Annotated in this window: 25 protein-coding genes; all 25 read left to right on the plus strand. The window is 59.7% G+C overall.

All coding sequences use genetic code 11. From position 1 onward, the window contains the following. The first annotated feature begins 64 nt into the window (after nt 1-64). The 25 genes from fusA to infA all read left to right on the plus strand — a co-directional run bounded on the left by fusA (nt 65) and on the right by infA (nt 14929). Nucleotides 65-2167 (plus strand): elongation factor G, encoded by a 2103-nt coding sequence (gene fusA, locus CFB43_RS01510; protein WP_089472003.1) that lies wholly within the window; start codon nt 65-67, stop codon nt 2165-2167. Nucleotides 2168-2206: 39 nt separating this feature from the next. After that, a complete protein-coding gene (gene tuf, locus CFB43_RS01515; protein WP_011350666.1) occupies nt 2207-3397 on the plus strand; it encodes an elongation factor Tu in 1191 nt (396 codons plus the stop codon). Between the two features lie 287 nt (nt 3398-3684). Then, nucleotides 3685-3996 (plus strand): 30S ribosomal protein S10, encoded by a 312-nt coding sequence (rpsJ, locus tag CFB43_RS01520; RefSeq protein ID WP_004199280.1) that lies wholly within the window; start codon nt 3685-3687, stop codon nt 3994-3996. 177 nt (nt 3997-4173) lie between these two features. Next, complete coding sequence (rplC, locus tag CFB43_RS01525) at nt 4174-4824, plus strand: 50S ribosomal protein L3 (RefSeq protein WP_006482922.1); 651 nt, start codon at nt 4174-4176, stop codon at nt 4822-4824. Then, nucleotides 4824-5444 carry a 50S ribosomal protein L4 gene (rplD, locus tag CFB43_RS01530; protein ID WP_011350675.1) on the plus strand — a complete coding sequence of 207 codons (621 nt, stop codon included), beginning with the start codon at nt 4824-4826 and terminating at the stop codon, nt 5442-5444. The genes rplC and rplD overlap by 1 nt, the downstream gene beginning before the upstream one ends. Beyond that, on the plus strand, nt 5441-5755 hold the full coding sequence (gene rplW / locus CFB43_RS01535) for a 50S ribosomal protein L23 (protein ID WP_004199275.1): 315 nt from the start codon (nt 5441-5443) through the stop codon (nt 5753-5755). Before rplD ends, rplW begins: the two co-directional genes overlap by 4 nt. Nucleotides 5756-5757: 2 nt before the next feature. Then, on the plus strand, nt 5758-6585 hold the full coding sequence (gene rplB, locus CFB43_RS01540) for a 50S ribosomal protein L2 (RefSeq protein ID WP_006482900.1): 828 nt from the start codon (nt 5758-5760) through the stop codon (nt 6583-6585). A 10-nt stretch (nt 6586-6595) separates the two neighbouring features. After that, a complete protein-coding gene (gene rpsS / locus CFB43_RS01545; protein ID WP_004199273.1) occupies nt 6596-6871 on the plus strand; it encodes a 30S ribosomal protein S19 in 276 nt (91 codons plus the stop codon). Nucleotides 6872-6883: 12 nt separating this feature from the next. Then, entirely contained in the window at nt 6884-7213 is a 330-nt protein-coding gene (gene rplV / locus CFB43_RS01550; protein WP_004199272.1) for a 50S ribosomal protein L22, read from the plus strand. Nucleotides 7214-7224: 11 nt separating this feature from the next. Then, entirely contained in the window at nt 7225-8025 is an 801-nt protein-coding gene (gene rpsC / locus CFB43_RS01555) for a 30S ribosomal protein S3 (protein WP_006482899.1), read from the plus strand. Nucleotides 8026-8027: 2 nt separating this feature from the next. Next, a complete protein-coding gene (rplP, locus tag CFB43_RS01560) occupies nt 8028-8444 on the plus strand; it encodes a 50S ribosomal protein L16 (protein WP_006482873.1) in 417 nt (138 codons plus the stop codon). Between the two features lie 9 nt (nt 8445-8453). Continuing rightward, nucleotides 8454-8648, plus strand: coding sequence for a 50S ribosomal protein L29 (rpmC, locus tag CFB43_RS01565; RefSeq protein WP_006400652.1), 195 nt, complete (start codon nt 8454-8456; stop codon nt 8646-8648). Beyond that, on the plus strand, nt 8645-8917 hold the full coding sequence (rpsQ, locus tag CFB43_RS01570) for a 30S ribosomal protein S17 (RefSeq protein WP_006477189.1): 273 nt from the start codon (nt 8645-8647) through the stop codon (nt 8915-8917). Before rpmC ends, rpsQ begins: the two co-directional genes overlap by 4 nt. Before the next feature lie 309 nt (nt 8918-9226). Next, complete coding sequence (gene rplN / locus CFB43_RS01575; protein ID WP_006482918.1) at nt 9227-9595, plus strand: 50S ribosomal protein L14; 369 nt, start codon at nt 9227-9229, stop codon at nt 9593-9595. A 9-nt stretch (nt 9596-9604) separates the two neighbouring features. Beyond that, on the plus strand, nt 9605-9913 hold the full coding sequence (rplX, locus tag CFB43_RS01580; RefSeq protein ID WP_006477187.1) for a 50S ribosomal protein L24: 309 nt from the start codon (nt 9605-9607) through the stop codon (nt 9911-9913). Between the two features lie 16 nt (nt 9914-9929). Then, nucleotides 9930-10469: a 50S ribosomal protein L5 gene (gene rplE / locus CFB43_RS01585; RefSeq protein WP_006477186.1), complete on the plus strand. Its 540-nt coding sequence runs from the start codon at nt 9930-9932 to the stop codon at nt 10467-10469. Between the two features lie 7 nt (nt 10470-10476). Then, nucleotides 10477-10782 carry a 30S ribosomal protein S14 gene (rpsN, locus tag CFB43_RS01590; RefSeq protein ID WP_011350676.1) on the plus strand — a complete coding sequence of 102 codons (306 nt, stop codon included), beginning with the start codon at nt 10477-10479 and terminating at the stop codon, nt 10780-10782. A 14-nt stretch (nt 10783-10796) separates the two neighbouring features. Next, complete coding sequence (rpsH, locus tag CFB43_RS01595; RefSeq protein WP_011350677.1) at nt 10797-11192, plus strand: 30S ribosomal protein S8; 396 nt, start codon at nt 10797-10799, stop codon at nt 11190-11192. Nucleotides 11193-11210: 18 nt separating this feature from the next. Then, nucleotides 11211-11741: a 50S ribosomal protein L6 gene (gene rplF / locus CFB43_RS01600; protein WP_006758786.1), complete on the plus strand. Its 531-nt coding sequence runs from the start codon at nt 11211-11213 to the stop codon at nt 11739-11741. A gap of 12 nt (nt 11742-11753) precedes the next feature. Next, nucleotides 11754-12119 carry a 50S ribosomal protein L18 gene (gene rplR / locus CFB43_RS01605; protein ID WP_006477183.1) on the plus strand — a complete coding sequence of 122 codons (366 nt, stop codon included), beginning with the start codon at nt 11754-11756 and terminating at the stop codon, nt 12117-12119. 14 nt (nt 12120-12133) lie between these two features. After that, on the plus strand, nt 12134-12652 hold the full coding sequence (gene rpsE / locus CFB43_RS01610; protein WP_006482895.1) for a 30S ribosomal protein S5: 519 nt from the start codon (nt 12134-12136) through the stop codon (nt 12650-12652). Between the two features lie 15 nt (nt 12653-12667). Continuing rightward, nucleotides 12668-12850, plus strand: a complete 183-nt coding sequence (rpmD, locus tag CFB43_RS01615; protein WP_006400644.1) for a 50S ribosomal protein L30 — start codon at nt 12668-12670, stop codon at nt 12848-12850. 26 nt (nt 12851-12876) lie between these two features. Further along, nucleotides 12877-13311, plus strand: a complete 435-nt coding sequence (rplO, locus tag CFB43_RS01620; protein WP_006477180.1) for a 50S ribosomal protein L15 — start codon at nt 12877-12879, stop codon at nt 13309-13311. Nucleotides 13312-13353: 42 nt separating this feature from the next. Next, on the plus strand, nt 13354-14703 hold the full coding sequence (gene secY / locus CFB43_RS01625; RefSeq protein WP_006482915.1) for a preprotein translocase subunit SecY: 1350 nt from the start codon (nt 13354-13356) through the stop codon (nt 14701-14703). Between the two features lie 7 nt (nt 14704-14710). Beyond that, complete coding sequence (gene infA, locus CFB43_RS01630; protein WP_004521905.1) at nt 14711-14929, plus strand: translation initiation factor IF-1; 219 nt, start codon at nt 14711-14713, stop codon at nt 14927-14929. The last annotated feature ends 16 nt before the right edge of the window (nt 14930-14945 follow it).

Below are 14945 nucleotides of genomic sequence, written 5' to 3' on the forward strand. Positions count from 1 at the left end.
CGCCCGTTTGTGTTGAAGCATGATGCAGCAGGGCTGCATCGTGTCATCCCAGTAGAGGATCAAAGTGGCTCGCAAGACTCCTATCGAGCGCTACCGCAATATCGGTATTAGCGCTCACATCGACGCCGGCAAAACGACGACGACCGAGCGCATTCTGTTTTACACCGGTGTGAACCACAAGATCGGTGAAGTCCACGACGGCGCAGCCACGATGGACTGGATGGAGCAGGAACAGGAGCGTGGCATCACGATCACGTCCGCTGCTACCACCGCCTTCTGGAAGGGCATGGGCGGCAACTATCCGGAACACCGCATCAACATCATCGACACCCCGGGCCACGTCGACTTCACGATTGAAGTCGAGCGCTCGATGCGCGTGCTCGACGGCGCGTGCATGGTGTACTGCGCAGTGGGCGGCGTGCAGCCGCAGTCGGAAACGGTGTGGCGCCAGGCTAACAAGTACAAGGTGCCCCGTCTCGCGTTCGTCAACAAGATGGACCGTACCGGCGCGAACTTCTTCAAGGTCTACGACCAGCTCCGTCTGCGCCTGAAGGCGAACCCGGTTCCGGTCGTGGTGCCGATCGGCGCGGAAGAGAACTTCAAGGGCGTCGTCGACCTGATCAAGATGAAGGCGATCATTTGGGACGAAGCGTCGCAAGGCACGAAGTTCGACTACGTCGACATCCCGGCCGAGCTCGCAGAGACCTGCAAGGAATGGCGCGAAAAGATGGTCGAAGTGGCTGCTGAAGCCAACGAAGACCTGATGAACAAGTACCTGGAAGAAGGCGACCTGCCGGAAGCCGACATCGTCAAGGCGCTGCGTGACCGTACGATCGCGTGCGAAATCCAGCCGATGCTGTGCGGTACCGCGTTCAAGAACAAGGGCGTGCAGCGTATGCTCGACGCCGTGATCGACTTCCTGCCGTCGCCGGTCGACATCCCGCCGGTCAAGGGCGAACTCGAAAACGGCGAGTCGGCAGAGCGCCGCGCGTCGGACGACGAGAAGTTCTCGGCACTCGCGTTCAAGATCATGACCGACCCGTTCGTCGGCCAGCTGATCTTCTTCCGCGTGTACTCGGGCGTGGTGAATTCGGGCGACACGCTGCTGAACTCGACGAAGGACAAGAAGGAACGTCTGGGTCGTATTCTGCAGATGCACGCGAACCAGCGCGAAGAAATCAAGGAAGTTCGCGCAGGCGACATCGCTGCTGCGGTCGGCCTGAAGGAAGCGACCACGGGCGACACGCTGTGCGATCCGGCGAACCCGATCATTCTCGAGCGCATGGTGTTCCCGGAGCCGGTGATTTCGCAGGCTGTCGAGCCGAAGACCAAGGCTGACCAGGAAAAGATGGGCCTGGCGCTGAACCGTCTGGCTCAGGAAGATCCGTCGTTCCGCGTGCAGACCGATGAAGAGTCGGGCCAGACCATCATTTCGGGCATGGGCGAGCTCCACCTCGAAATTCTGGTCGACCGGATGAAGCGTGAATTCGGCGTGGAAGCAACGGTCGGCAAGCCGCAGGTTGCCTACCGCGAAACGATCCGTTCGACGGCGAAGGACGTCGACGGCAAGTTCGTCAAGCAGTCGGGTGGTCGCGGCCAGTACGGTCACGCAGTCATCACGCTCGAGCCGAACGAACAAGGCAAGGGCTACGAGTTCTTCGACGAGATCAAGGGTGGTGTGATTCCGCGTGAATACATCCCGGCGGTCGACAAGGGTATCCAGGACACGCTGAAGTCGGGCGTGCTGGCCGGCTTCCCGGTCGTCGACGTGAAGGTTCACCTGACGTTCGGTTCGTACCACGACGTTGACTCGAACGAAAACGCGTTCCGCATGGCCGGTTCGATGGCGTTCAAGGAAGCGATGCGCAAGGCGAACCCGGTCGTCCTCGAGCCGATGATGGCTGTCGAAGTCGAGACGCCGGAAGACTACATGGGCAACGTGATGGGCGACCTGTCGGGCCGTCGCGGTATCGTCCAGGGCATGGAAGACATGGTTGGCGGCGGCAAGATCGTGCGCGCCGAAGTACCGCTGTCGGAAATGTTCGGTTACTCGACGTCGCTGCGTTCGCTGACGCAAGGTCGTGCAACGTACACGATGGAGTTCAAGCACTACGCTGAAGCTCCGCGCAACGTTGCTGACGCGATCATCAGCGCGAAGTCGAAGTAATTCGTTATCTCAATCGATAATTTTTGAAAGAAGAGAATCATGGCAAAAGGTAAATTCGAGCGGACCAAGCCGCACGTGAACGTTGGTACGATTGGTCACGTTGACCACGGCAAGACGACGCTGACGGCAGCGATCACGACGGTTCTGACGAAGAAGTTCGGCGGCGAAGCGAAGGCATACGACCAGATCGACGCGGCACCGGAAGAAAAGGCGCGCGGCATCACGATCAACACGGCACACGTCGAGTACGAAACGGCTAACCGCCACTACGCACACGTCGACTGCCCGGGCCACGCTGACTATGTGAAGAACATGATCACGGGCGCAGCGCAGATGGACGGCGCGATCCTGGTTTGCTCGGCAGCAGACGGCCCGATGCCGCAAACGCGCGAGCACATCCTGCTGGCACGTCAGGTTGGCGTTCCGTACATCATCGTGTTCCTGAACAAGTGCGACATGGTGGACGACGCTGAACTGCTCGAGCTGGTCGAGATGGAAGTTCGCGAACTCCTGTCGAAGTACGACTTCCCGGGCGACGACACGCCGATCGTGAAGGGTTCGGCCAAGCTGGCGCTGGAAGGCGACACGGGCGAGCTGGGCGAAGTGGCGATCATGAGCCTGGCCGACGCGCTGGACACGTACATCCCGACGCCGGAGCGTGCAGTTGACGGCGCGTTCCTGATGCCGGTTGAAGACGTGTTCTCGATCTCGGGCCGTGGTACGGTCGTGACGGGTCGCGTTGAGCGCGGCATCGTGAAGGTCGGCGAAGAAATCGAAATCGTCGGTATCAAGCCGACGGTGAAGACGACCTGCACGGGCGTTGAAATGTTCCGCAAGCTGCTGGACCAAGGTCAAGCAGGCGACAACGTTGGTATCCTGCTGCGCGGCACGAAGCGTGAAGACGTGGAGCGTGGCCAGGTTCTGGCGAAGCCGGGTTCGATCACGCCGCACACGCACTTCACGGCTGAAGTGTACGTGCTGAGCAAGGACGAAGGCGGCCGTCACACGCCGTTCTTCAACAACTACCGTCCGCAGTTCTACTTCCGTACGACGGACGTGACGGGCTCGATCGAGCTGCCGAAGGACAAGGAAATGGTGATGCCGGGCGACAACGTGTCGATCACGGTGAAGCTGATTGCTCCGATCGCGATGGAAGAAGGTCTGCGCTTCGCAATCCGCGAAGGCGGCCGTACGGTCGGCGCCGGTGTCGTCGCCAAGATCATCGAGTAATATCGACGATCCGCGGATCCCGACGGGGTCCGCGATTCCGCGGTATGCAGTCCGTACCGTCGAAACCGGGTGTCCAGCTTGCGCTGGCACCCGGTTTTGTTTTTCCGTCACGCGAAAGCGCGGGGCGAGAAACTCGCACCAACGCGCCGGAATTTCGTGTAGAATCGCGGGCTTAGCAGTGGAAGTACCGTCCGGAACCTGATGTCTCGCTCCCCGCAGGCGTCAAGTTTCACGTTCTTTTAGTGTCCGGCGATGCAACATCGCCTCGCTCTTTCCAAGGAATCGTCATGCAGCAACAGAAAATCCGCATTCGCCTGAAGGCATTCGACTATCGTCTGATCGATCAATCGGCTGCCGAGATCGTCGATACCGCGAAGCGGACTGGCGCAATCGTCCGTGGCCCGGTGCCGCTGCCGACGCGCATTCAGCGTTTTGACATCCTGCGTTCGCCGCACGTCAACAAGACGTCGCGCGATCAGCTCGAAATCCGTACCCACCAGCGCCTGATGGACATCGTCGATCCGACCGACAAGACGGTTGACGCGCTGATGAAGCTCGACCTTCCGGCTGGCGTCGACGTGGAAATCAAGCTGCAGTAAGGCTTCCGGCGTCGATCGGCTTGCCGGGCGGCGCTAAGTCTTTGATTGCTTGCGGAAAACGCGAAGGCGGGCTATAATGCTTGGCTTTTCGCGTATTCGCGTAAAAAAGTTGGGCCTTGCGTGCCCGGCATTTTGTAAATCAGCCCCGACCAATCGCAGTCGGGAATGGAGAAAATGATGAGCCTTGGACTCGTAGGTCGCAAGGTTGGCATGACCCGTATCTTCACGGCGGAAGGGGATTCGATTCCCGTCACCGTGCTGGACGTGTCGGACAACCGCGTGACGCAGATCAAGACTGTTGAAACCGACGGCTACACGGCCGTGCAGGTTGCATTCGGCTCCCGTCGTGCCTCGCGCGTGACGAAGCCGCTGGCAGGTCATCTCGCCAAAGCCGGTGTCGAAGCCGGTGAAATCCTCAAGGAATTCCGCATTGACGCGGCCAAGGCAGCTGAGCTGTCGAATGGCGCCGTGGTCGGTGCTGATCTTTTCGAAGTGGGCCAGAAGGTCGACGTGCAAGGCGTGTCGATCGGTAAGGGCTACGCCGGTACGATCAAGCGTTACAACTTCTCCTCCGGCCGTGCCACGCACGGTAACTCGCGCTCGCACAACGTGCCGGGCTCGATCGGTATGGCGCAGGATCCGGGTCGTGTTTTCCCGGGTAAACGCATGACGGGTCACATGGGTGACGTGACGGTGACGGTGCAGAACCTCGAAATCGCCCGTATCGACGCAGAGCGCAAGCTGCTGCTCGTGAAGGGTGCGATTCCGGGCGCGAAGGGCGGCAAGGTCTTCGTTACGCCGGCCGTCAAGACCAAGGGGGCGAAATAATGGAACTCAAGCTCCTGAACGAAAATGGTCAGGAAGGTGCAGTGGTCAACGCATCGGACGTCGTGTTCGGTCGTGACTACAACGAAGCGCTGATCCACCAGGTCGTCGTCGCTTACCAGGCGAATGCTCGCCAGGGTAACCGCGCACAGAAGGACCGTGAGCAAGTCAAGCACACGACGAAGAAGCCGTGGCGCCAGAAGGGTACGGGCCGCGCTCGTGCCGGTATGTCGTCGAGCCCGTTGTGGCGTGGCGGTGGTCGTATCTTCCCGAATTCGCCGGAAGAAAACTTCTCGCACAAGGTCAACAAGAAGATGCATCGCGCAGGTCTCTGCTCGATCTTCTCGCAGCTGGCCCGTGAAGGCCGTCTGTCGGTCGTCGAGGACATCATCCTCGAAGCGCCGAAGACCAAGTTGCTGGCCGAAAAATTCAAGACCATGGGTCTCGACTCCGTGCTGATCATTACGGATACGGTCGACGAGAACCTGTACCTGGCTTCGCGCAACCTGCCGCACGTGGCGATTGTCGAGCCGCGCTACGCTGACCCGCTGTCGCTGATCTACTTCAAGAAAGTGCTGGTCACGAAGGCTGCGGTCGCCCAGATCGAGGAGTTGCTGTCATGAGCGAGATTCGCAAGAACGATCATCGTTTGATGCAGGTCCTGCTCGCGCCGGTGATCTCGGAAAAGGCGACGCTGGTTGCCGACAAGAACGAGCAAGTCGTGTTCGAAGTCGCACCGGATGCCACGAAGCAGGAAGTGAAGGCGGCTGTCGAGCTGCTGTTCAAGGTTGAAGTTGATTCCGTCAACGTGCTGGTTCAGAAGGGCAAGCAGAAGCGCTTTGGCCGTTCGATGGGCCGCCGCAAGGACGTGAAGAAGGCGTACGTTTGCCTGAAGCCCGGCCAGGAAATCAACTTTGAAGCGGAGGCCAAGTAATCATGGCAATCGTTAAAGTTAAGCCGACATCGCCGGGTCGCCGCGCGATGGTCAAGGTGGTCAACAAGAACCTGCACCAGGGCAAGCCGTTCGCGGCACTGCTCGATTCGCAGAGCTCGACCGCCGGCCGTAACAACAACGGTCGTATCACCACGCGTCACAAGGGTGGTGGTCACAAGCAGCACTACCGTATCGTCGATTTCCGTCGCACGAAGGATGGCATTCCGGCAAAGGTCGAGCGTCTCGAGTACGACCCGAACCGTAGCGCGAACATCGCGCTGGTGCTCTACGCAGACGGCGAACGTCGCTACATCATCGCCCCGAAGGGCCTGACCGTCGGCCAACAGCTGATGTCGGGTTCGGAAGCGCCGATCCGTGCAGGCAACACGCTGCCGATCCGCAACATTCCGGTCGGTACGACGATCCACTGCATCGAGATGCTGCCGGGCAAGGGCGCGCAAATGGCGCGTTCGGCTGGTACGTCGGCCATGCTGCTCGCACGTGAAGGCGTCTACGCGCAGGTTCGTCTGCGTTCGGGCGAAATCCGCCGCGTGCACATCGAGTGCCGTGCAACGATCGGTGAAGTCGGCAACGAAGAGCATAGCCTGCGCCAGATCGGCAAGGCTGGCGCGAACCGCTGGCGCGGTATCCGCCCGACGGTGCGTGGCGTTGCGATGAACCCGGTTGATCACCCGCACGGTGGTGGTGAGGGCAAGACGGCTGCAGGTCGCGATCCGGTTAGCCCGTGGGGTACGCCGGCTAAGGGTTATCGCACCCGTAGCAACAAGCGCACGACGACGATGATCGTCCAGCGCCGTCACAAGCGTTAAGGAGTAGGCAATGGCACGTTCTGTTAAAAAAGGTCCGTTCTGCGACGCCCATTTGCTGAAGAAAGTTGAGGCGGCTGCAGCTTCGCGCGACAAAAAGCCGATCAAGACCTGGTCGCGTCGCTCGACGATTCTGCCGGATTTCATCGGCCTGACGATCGCTGTTCACAACGGCCGTCAACACGTTCCGGTGTACATCTCGGAAAACATGGTCGGCCACAAGCTTGGCGAGTTCGCACTGACCCGTACGTTCAAGGGTCACGCAGCCGACAAGAAGGCCAAGAAATAAGGGGCAATCAAGATGGAAGTGAAAGCAATTCATCGCGGTGCCCGCATCTCGGCGCAGAAAACGCGCCTTGTGGCTGACCAGATCCGCGGTTTGCCGGTCGACAAGGCGCTGAACGTTCTGACGTTCTCGCCGAAGAAGGCGGCTGGCATCGTGAAGAAGGTTGTGCTGTCGGCAATCGCGAATGCGGAGCACAACGAAGGCGCTGATATCGACGAGCTCAAGATCAAGAGCATCTACGTCGACAAGGCTGCATCGCTCAAGCGTTTCACCGCGCGCGCCAAGGGCCGCGGTAACCGCATCGAGAAGCAATCCTGTCACATCACTGTGACGGTCGGGAATTAAGGAGCCATACGATGGGACAGAAAATTCATCCGACTGGCTTCCGCCTGGCTGTCAGCCGCAATTGGGCTTCGCGTTGGTACGCGAACAACAACAATTTCGCGGCGATGCTGCAGGAAGACATCGGTGTTCGTGAATACCTGAAGAAGAAGCTGAAGAACGCTTCGGTCGGTCGGGTCGTCATCGAGCGTCCGGCGAAGAACGCGCGCATCACGATTTACAGCTCGCGTCCGGGTGTGGTCATCGGCAAGAAGGGCGAGGATATCGAGCAGCTGAAGACGGAACTGCAACGCCGCATGGGCGTTCCGGTTCACGTCAACATCGAAGAAATCCGCAAGCCGGAAACCGATGCTCAGCTGATCGCTGACTCGATCACGCAACAGCTCGAGCGCCGGATCATGTTCCGTCGCGCGATGAAGCGTGCGATGCAGAACGCGATGCGTCTGGGTGCCCAAGGCATCAAGATCATGAGCGCGGGCCGTCTGAACGGTATCGAAATCGCTCGTACGGAGTGGTATCGCGAAGGTCGCGTGCCCCTTCACACGCTGCGTGCCGATATCGACTACGCAACCTCGGAAGCGAAGACGACCTACGGGATCATCGGCGTCAAGGTGTGGGTTTACAAGGGCGACACGCTCGGCCGCAACGACGCACCGGTGGTGGAAGAAGTAGCCGAAGACAAGCGTCCGCGTCGCAATGCGCGTCCGGGCGACCGTCGTCCGCGCCGTGACGGCGAAGGCGGCGCTCCGGGTGCTCGTCGTGGCGCACCGCGCCGCGGCGCCGGCAAGCCCGAAGACGGCAAGACTGGAGAATAACGATGCTGCAACCGAAACGCAGAAAGTATCGTAAAGAGCAGAAGGGTCGTAACACCGGCAAGGCGACGCGCGGCAACGCAGTGTCGTTCGGTGAATTCGGCCTGAAGGCTATCGGTCGCGGTCGTCTGACCGCACGCCAGATTGAAGCGGCGCGTCGTGCAATGACGCGTCACATCAAGCGTGGCGGCCGCATCTGGATCCGGATCTTCCCGGACAAGCCGATTTCGCAGAAGCCGGCCGAAGTGCGTATGGGTAACGGTAAGGGTAACCCGGAGTACTACGTCGCCGAGATTCAGCCGGGCAAGATGCTCTATGAAATGGACGGCGTAACCGAAGAACTGGCACGCGAAGCGTTCCGTCTGGCTGCAGCCAAGCTGCCGCTGAAGACGGCGTTCATCGTGCGCCAGCTCGGCGCCTAAGGAGAAAATATGAAGGCTTCCGAACTTCTCCAGAAAGACCAGGCCGCGCTCAACAAGGAGCTGGCGGACCTGCTGAAGGCGCAATTCGGCCTGCGCATGCAACTCGCGACCCAGCAGCTCACGAACACGAGCCAGCTGAAGAAGGTTCGTCGCGACATCGCACGTGTGCGGACCGTCATGACTCAGAAGGCGAACCAGAAATGAACGATAGCGTGAAAACCTCGCTGAAGCGGACGCTGGTCGGTCGGGTCGTCAGCAACAAGATGGACAAGACCGTCACCGTGCTGATCGAGCACCGCGTCAAGCACCCGATCTACGGCAAGTATGTCGTGCGTTCTAAGAAGTACCACGCGCACGATGAAGCGAACACCTACAACGAAGGCGATCTCGTCGAAATCCAGGAAACTCGTCCTGTGTCGAAGACGAAGGCCTGGACGGTGTCGCGCCTCGTCGAAGCAGCTCGCGTCATCTAAGCGGGCAGCGCAGTAGGCAGTAACAGGCACTTCTCCGCGAAGTGCTTGAAATCGCAAAGTATTTGCTTGCGTGACCAGGATTATTTGTTATAATCCTGGTCTTCCCTCTTTATGGGAGCCCCGTCGCGGGCGAAGTTGGTGGGGGAAGCGGACTGGCGCCTGCCTGTCCGAAAGATTCACCGAATTGCGATGGCGGGTTTCGTTTGCCGTCGCTGCTGTTCCAACCCAAGCAGCCGATTGGCTGACGGGACCAAGACTGACCGAATGCATCATGGTGGTGCATCCGGATTAAGTTGGGAAAGACAAACCATGATCCAGACCGAATCTCGGCTCGAAGTAGCCGACAACACGGGTGCACGTGAAGTCCTGTGCATCAAGGTGCTCGGCGGCTCGAAGCGTCGTTATGCCGGCATTGGCGACATCATCAAGGTGAGCGTCAAAGAGGCAACGCCGCGCGGGCGCGTGAAGAAAGGCGAAATTTACAACGCCGTGGTGGTCCGCACCGCCAAGGGCGTGCGCCGTCAAGACGGCTCGCTGATCAAGTTCGACGGCAACGCCGCTGTGCTTTTGAATAACAAGCTCGAGCCGATCGGCACCCGTATTTTCGGGCCGGTCACGCGTGAGCTGCGTAGCGAACGATTCATGAAGATCGTTTCGCTTGCGCCGGAAGTGCTGTAAGGAGTCGCGATGAACAAGATTCGCAAAGGTGACGAAGTCATCGTCGTCACTGGCAAGGACAAGGGCAAGCGCGGCGTCGTGCTGGCTGTCGGTGCAGAGCATGTGACGGTTGAAGGTATCAACCTCGTCAAGAAGCATGTGAAGCCGAACCCGATGAAGGGTACGACGGGCGGCGTGGAAGCGAAGACGATGCCCCTGCATATTTCGAACGTCGCACTGGTCGACGCGAATGGCAAGGCGTCGCGTGTTGGCATCAAGGTCGAGGAAGGCAAGAAGGTTCGCTTCCTGAAGACGACCGGTGCTGTACTGAGCGCCTGACGCAGCGGAGTAAAAAATGGCTCGTTTTCAAGAGTTTTACAAAGAAAAGGTTGTGCCCGGCCTGATCGAGAAGTTCGGTTACAAGTCGGTCATGGAAGTGCCGCGCATCACCAAGATCACGCTGAACATGGGTCTTGGCGAAGCGATCGCTGACAAGAAGATCATCGAGAACGCCGTTGGCGACCTCACGAAGATCGCTGGTCAGAAGCCGGTCGTGACCAAGGCACGCAAGGCAATCGCAGGTTTCAAGATCCGCCAGGGCTACCCGATCGGCGCGATGGTGACGCTGCGTGGCCAAGCGATGTACGAATTCCTCGACCGTTTCGTGACGGTTGCCCTGCCCCGCGTGCGTGACTTCCGCGGCGTGTCGGGTCGTGCTTTCGATGGCCGTGGCAACTACAACATCGGTGTGAAAGAGCAGATCATTTTCCCCGAAATCGACTACGACAAGATCGACGCACTGCGTGGGCTGAACATCAGCATCACGACGACTGCGAAGACCGACGACGAAGCAAAGGCTCTGCTCGCCAGCTTCAAGTTCCCGTTCAGAAACTGAGGTTACCGTGGCTAAACTGGCACTGATCGAACGTGAAAAGAAGCGCGCCCGCCTGGTCGCGAAGTTCGCAGCAAAGCGCGATGCGCTGAAGGCGATCGTCGAAGACCAAAGCAAGTCGGAAGAAGAGCGCTACGAAGCACGCCTTGAGCTGCAGCAACTGCCCCGCAACGCAAACCCGACCCGCCAGCGTAACCGCTGCGCGATCACGGGCCGTCCGCGTGGCACGTTCCGTAAATTCGGCCTCGCGCGTAACAAGATTCGTGAAATCGCATTCCGTGGCGAGATTCCTGGCCTGACCAAGGCGAGCTGGTAATAGGAGAAACGTAAATGAGCATGAGTGATCCTATCGCCGATATGCTGACTCGCATCCGCAACGGGCAGATGGTCGAGAAGGTATCGGTGTCGATGCCCTCGTCGAAAGTCAAGGTTGCAATCGCGCAAGTCCTGAAAGACGAAGGCTATATCGACGATTTCGCCGTGAAGGCGGAAGGTGCGAAGTCCGAACTGAATATCGCGCTGAAGTACTACGCTGGCCGCCCGGTCATCGAACGCATCGAACGCGTGTCGAAGCCTGGCCTGCGCGTGTACCGCGGCCGTAACGACATCCCGCAGGTCATGAATGGCCTCGGTGTGGCAATCGTGTCGACGCCCAAGGGCGTGATGACCGACCGCAAGGCGCGCGCTACCGGCGTCGGCGGCGAAGTCATCTGCTACGTCGCTTAAAGCCGAGGAGAGAGAAACATGTCTCGAGTAGGTAAGAGCCCGATCGCGCTGCAAGGCGCGGAAGTCAAGCTGGCCGACGGTGCGATCACCGTCAAGGGCCCGCTGGGCACCATCACGCAAGCGATCAATCCGCTCGTGAACGTGGCGAACAACGACGGCACGCTGAACCTGTCGCCGGTGGACGAAAGCCGCGAAGCAAATGCACTGTCGGGCACGATGCGCGCGATTATCGCGAATGCCGTGCACGGCGTGACCAAGGGTTTCGAGCGCAAGCTGACGCTGGTTGGCGTCGGTTATCGTGCGCAAGCGCAAGGCGACAAGCTGAACCTGTCGCTGGGTTTCTCGCACCCGGTGGTGCACCAGATGCCGGAAGGCGTCAAGGCAGAAACCCCGACGCAAACCGAAATCGTGATCAAGGGGATCAACAAGCAACAAGTCGGTCAAGTAGCTGCGGAAGTCCGCGGTTACCGTCCGCCGGAGCCCTACAAGGGCAAGGGTGTGCGCTATTCCGACGAGGTTGTGATCCTCAAAGAAACGAAGAAGAAGTAAGGGTGCGCAATCATGGATAAGACTCAATCTCGCCTGCGCCGCGCTCGCCAGACGCGTATCAAGATCGCTGAGCTGCAGGTCGCGCGTCTCGCCGTGCATCGCACGAACACGCACATCTACGCTCAAGTGTTCTCGCCGTGCGGCACCAAGGTGCTCGCCAGCGCGTCGACGCTCGAAGCAGAAGTGCGCGCAGAACTGGCCGACAAGTCGGGCAAGGGCGGCAACGTCAATGCCGCGACGCTGATCGGCAAGCGTATTGCCGAAAAGGCAAAGGCTGCCGGCATCGAATCCGTCGCCTTCGACCGCTCGGGCTTCCGCTACCACGGCCGCGTCAAGGCGCTGGCTGAGGCAGCTCGCGAAGCTGGGCTCAAGTTCTAAGGAAGGAATTCGTCATGGCAAAGATGCAAGCGAAAGTTCAGGCTGACGAGCGCGACGACGGCCTTCGCGAAAAGATGATTTCGGTCAATCGCGTGACCAAGGTCGTGAAGGGTGGCCGTATTCTCGGCTTCGCCGCACTGACCGTGGTTGGCGACGGTGATGGCCGCATCGGTATGGGCAAGGGCAAGGCGAAGGAAGTGCCGGTCGCTGTCCAGAAGGCAATGGAACAAGCTCGCCGCAACATGTTCAAGGTGCCGCTCAAGAACGGCACGCTGCAACACGAAGTGCACGGCAAGCATGGCGCATCCGCTGTCCTCCTCGCTCCGGCGAAGGCAGGTACGGGCGTGATCGCCGGCGGCCCGATGCGCGCAGTGTTCGACGTGATGGGCGTTCAGAACGTCGTGGCGAAGAGCCACGGTTCGACGAACCCGTACAACCTCGTTCGCGCCACGCTGGACGGTCTGCGCAAGCAGTCCACCCCGGCAGACATCGCGGCGAAGCGCGGCAAGTCCGTCGAAGAAATTTTGGGCTAAGCCCGGGTGGTCACCATGTCTGAAAAAACTGTCAAGGTTCAGCTCGTTAAGAGCCTGATCGGGACCCGCGAATCGCACCGCGCGACCGTGCGTGGCCTGGGCCTGCGCCGACTCAACTCGGTCAGCGAGCTTCAGGACACGCCGGCGGTCCGCGGCATGATCAACAAGGTCTCGTACCTCGTTAAGGTCATCGCGTAAGCGGCCCTACGGATCAAGGAGTTGATATGGAATTGAATAACCTGAAGCCGGCAGCTGGCGCCAAGCACGCCAAGCGTCGCGTCGGCCGTGGCATCGGTTCGGGCCTCGGCAAGACGGCTGGCCGTGGTCACAAGGGTCAGAAATCGCGTTCGGGCGGCTTCCACAAAGTCGGTTTCGAAGGCGGTCAGATGCCGCTGCAACGTCGTCTGCCGAAGCGCGGCTTCACGTCGCTGACGAAGGAATTCGTCGGTGAAGTGCGCCTGAGCGACCTCGAGAAGCTGCCGGTCGATGAGATCGATCTGCTCGCACTGAAGCAAGCCGGCCTGGTCGGCGAGCTGACGAAGAGCGCAAAGATCATCGCGACGGGCGAACTGAAGCGCAAGATCGTCGTGAAGGGTCTCGGTGCCACCAAGGGTGCGCGCGCTGCGATCGAAGCGGCTGGCGGTTCGTTCGCCGAGTGACACGCGTAGCGCGTCGTCACTTGCATTCATCGGAGAAGGTACTTGGCTAACAGCCCGAGTCTTGCAAAACCCGGTCGAAGCACGGCGAAATTCGGCGATCTGCGCCGGCGAGCAATGTTCTTGCTCCTGGCGCTGATCGTCTATCGCATCGGCGCGCACATTCCCGTGCCGGGCATCGATCCGGATCAACTGGCGAAGCTGTTCCAGAGCCAGGCGGGCGGCATCCTGGGCATGTTCAACATGTTCTCGGGTGGCGCGCTTTCCCGCTTCACGATCTTTGCGCTGGGGATCATGCCGTACATCTCGGCGTCGATCATCATGCAGTTGCTGGCGATTGTCTCGCCGCAGCTCGAGGCGCTGAAGAAGGAAGGGCAGGCAGGGCAACGGAAGATCACGCAGTACACGCGGTATTTCACCGTGGTGCTCGCGACCTTCCAGGCGTTCGGTATCGCGGCTGCGCTGGAAAACCAGCCGGGCCTCGTTACTGACCCCGGCATGCTGTTCCGTCTGACGACGGTCGTGACGCTGGTTACCGGTACGATGTTCCTGATGTGGCTCGGCGAGCAGATTACCGAGCGTGGTCTGGGCAACGGTATCTCGATCATCATCTTCGGCGGGATCGCAGCAGGGTTCCCGAATGCCGTCGGTGGGTTGTTCGAGCTGGTGCGTACGGGTTCGATGAGCATCATTTCGGCGATCATCATCGTTGTCCTGATTGCCGCGGTGACTTACCTGGTCGTGTTCATCGAACGCGGTCAGCGCAAGATCCTCGTGAACTACGCGAAGCGCCAGGTCGGCAACAAGATCTACGGTGGGCAGTCGTCGCATCTGCCGCTGAAGCTGAACATGTCGGGTGTGATTCCGCCGATCTTCGCATCGTCGATCATTCTGTTCCCGGCAACGATTCTCGGCTGGTTCAGTACCGGTCAGCCGACGGGAAGCTGGATTTCCAATACGTTGCATAACGTTGCGGAAGCGCTGAAGCCGGGCCAGCCGGTCTATGTGCTGCTGTACACGCTGGCGATCGTGTTTTTCTGCTTTTTCTACACCGCACTGGTGTTCAACAGCAGGGAAACCGCAGACAACCTGAAGAAGAGTGGCGCGTTTGTTCCGGGCATCCGCCCGGGCGATCAGACCGCACGATATATCGACCGCATCCTCACGCGTCTGACGCTGGCCGGTGCGATCTACATCGTCTTCGTGTGTCTGCTGCCAGAGTTTCTGGTGCTGCGCTGGAACGTGCCGTTTTATTTTGGTGGAACGTCGCTGCTGATCATTGTCGTCGTCACGATGGACTTTATGGCGCAGGTGCAGTCGTACGTTATGTCGCAACAGTATGAGTCACTGCTCAAGAAGGCGAACTTCAAGGGCGGCAACATCCCGATGCGTTGAAAGGACTATGGCCAAAGACGATGTAATCCAGATGCAGGGTGAGGTGATCGAAAACCTCCCGAATGCGACCTTCCGTGTGAAGCTGGAAAACGGCCATGTCGTGTTGGGGCATATTTCCGGAAAGATGCGGATGCACTACATCCGCATCCTGCCGGGCGACAAGGTGACGGTTGAATTGACGCCTTACGATCTGTCTCGTGCGCGGATCGTGTTCCGGGCGAAGTGATTTGAAAAAAGGGTAT

This window comes from Burkholderia sp. AU15512 (genome assembly GCF_002223325.1).
In the GTDB taxonomy this organism is placed as follows: Bacteria; Pseudomonadota; Gammaproteobacteria; order Burkholderiales; family Burkholderiaceae; genus Burkholderia.

Bases quoted from the DNA above. Each gene is read 5' to 3' on its own strand.
- rplR (WP_006477183.1), top strand. From the start codon at position 11,754: ATGGATAAGACTCAATCTCGCCTGCGCCGCGCTCGCCAGACGCGTATC.
- rplV (WP_004199272.1), top strand. From the start codon at position 6,884: ATGGAAGTGAAAGCAATTCATCGCGGTGCCCGCATCTCGGCGCAGAAA.
- rplP (WP_006482873.1), top strand. From the start codon at position 8,028: ATGCTGCAACCGAAACGCAGAAAGTATCGTAAAGAGCAGAAGGGTCGT.
- infA (WP_004521905.1), top strand. From the start codon at position 14,711: ATGGCCAAAGACGATGTAATCCAGATGCAGGGTGAGGTGATCGAAAAC.
- rplE (WP_006477186.1), top strand. From the start codon at position 9,930: ATGGCTCGTTTTCAAGAGTTTTACAAAGAAAAGGTTGTGCCCGGCCTG.
- rplN (WP_006482918.1), top strand. From the start codon at position 9,227: ATGATCCAGACCGAATCTCGGCTCGAAGTAGCCGACAACACGGGTGCA.
- rplF (WP_006758786.1), top strand. From the start codon at position 11,211: ATGTCTCGAGTAGGTAAGAGCCCGATCGCGCTGCAAGGCGCGGAAGTC.
- tuf (WP_011350666.1), top strand. From the start codon at position 2,207: ATGGCAAAAGGTAAATTCGAGCGGACCAAGCCGCACGTGAACGTTGGT.
- rplB (WP_006482900.1), top strand. From the start codon at position 5,758: ATGGCAATCGTTAAAGTTAAGCCGACATCGCCGGGTCGCCGCGCGATG.
- rpsS (WP_004199273.1), top strand. From the start codon at position 6,596: ATGGCACGTTCTGTTAAAAAAGGTCCGTTCTGCGACGCCCATTTGCTG.
- rpsJ (WP_004199280.1), top strand. From the start codon at position 3,685: ATGCAGCAACAGAAAATCCGCATTCGCCTGAAGGCATTCGACTATCGT.
- rpmC (WP_006400652.1), top strand. From the start codon at position 8,454: ATGAAGGCTTCCGAACTTCTCCAGAAAGACCAGGCCGCGCTCAACAAG.
- rpsH (WP_011350677.1), top strand. From the start codon at position 10,797: ATGAGCATGAGTGATCCTATCGCCGATATGCTGACTCGCATCCGCAAC.
- rpsC (WP_006482899.1), top strand. From the start codon at position 7,225: ATGGGACAGAAAATTCATCCGACTGGCTTCCGCCTGGCTGTCAGCCGC.
- rpsQ (WP_006477189.1), top strand. From the start codon at position 8,645: ATGAACGATAGCGTGAAAACCTCGCTGAAGCGGACGCTGGTCGGTCGG.
- rpmD (WP_006400644.1), top strand. From the start codon at position 12,668: ATGTCTGAAAAAACTGTCAAGGTTCAGCTCGTTAAGAGCCTGATCGGG.
- rpsE (WP_006482895.1), top strand. From the start codon at position 12,134: ATGGCAAAGATGCAAGCGAAAGTTCAGGCTGACGAGCGCGACGACGGC.
- rplC (WP_006482922.1), top strand. From the start codon at position 4,174: ATGAGCCTTGGACTCGTAGGTCGCAAGGTTGGCATGACCCGTATCTTC.
- rplX (WP_006477187.1), top strand. From the start codon at position 9,605: ATGAACAAGATTCGCAAAGGTGACGAAGTCATCGTCGTCACTGGCAAG.
- rplD (WP_011350675.1), top strand. From the start codon at position 4,824: ATGGAACTCAAGCTCCTGAACGAAAATGGTCAGGAAGGTGCAGTGGTC.
- rplW (WP_004199275.1), top strand. From the start codon at position 5,441: ATGAGCGAGATTCGCAAGAACGATCATCGTTTGATGCAGGTCCTGCTC.
- rplO (WP_006477180.1), top strand. From the start codon at position 12,877: ATGGAATTGAATAACCTGAAGCCGGCAGCTGGCGCCAAGCACGCCAAG.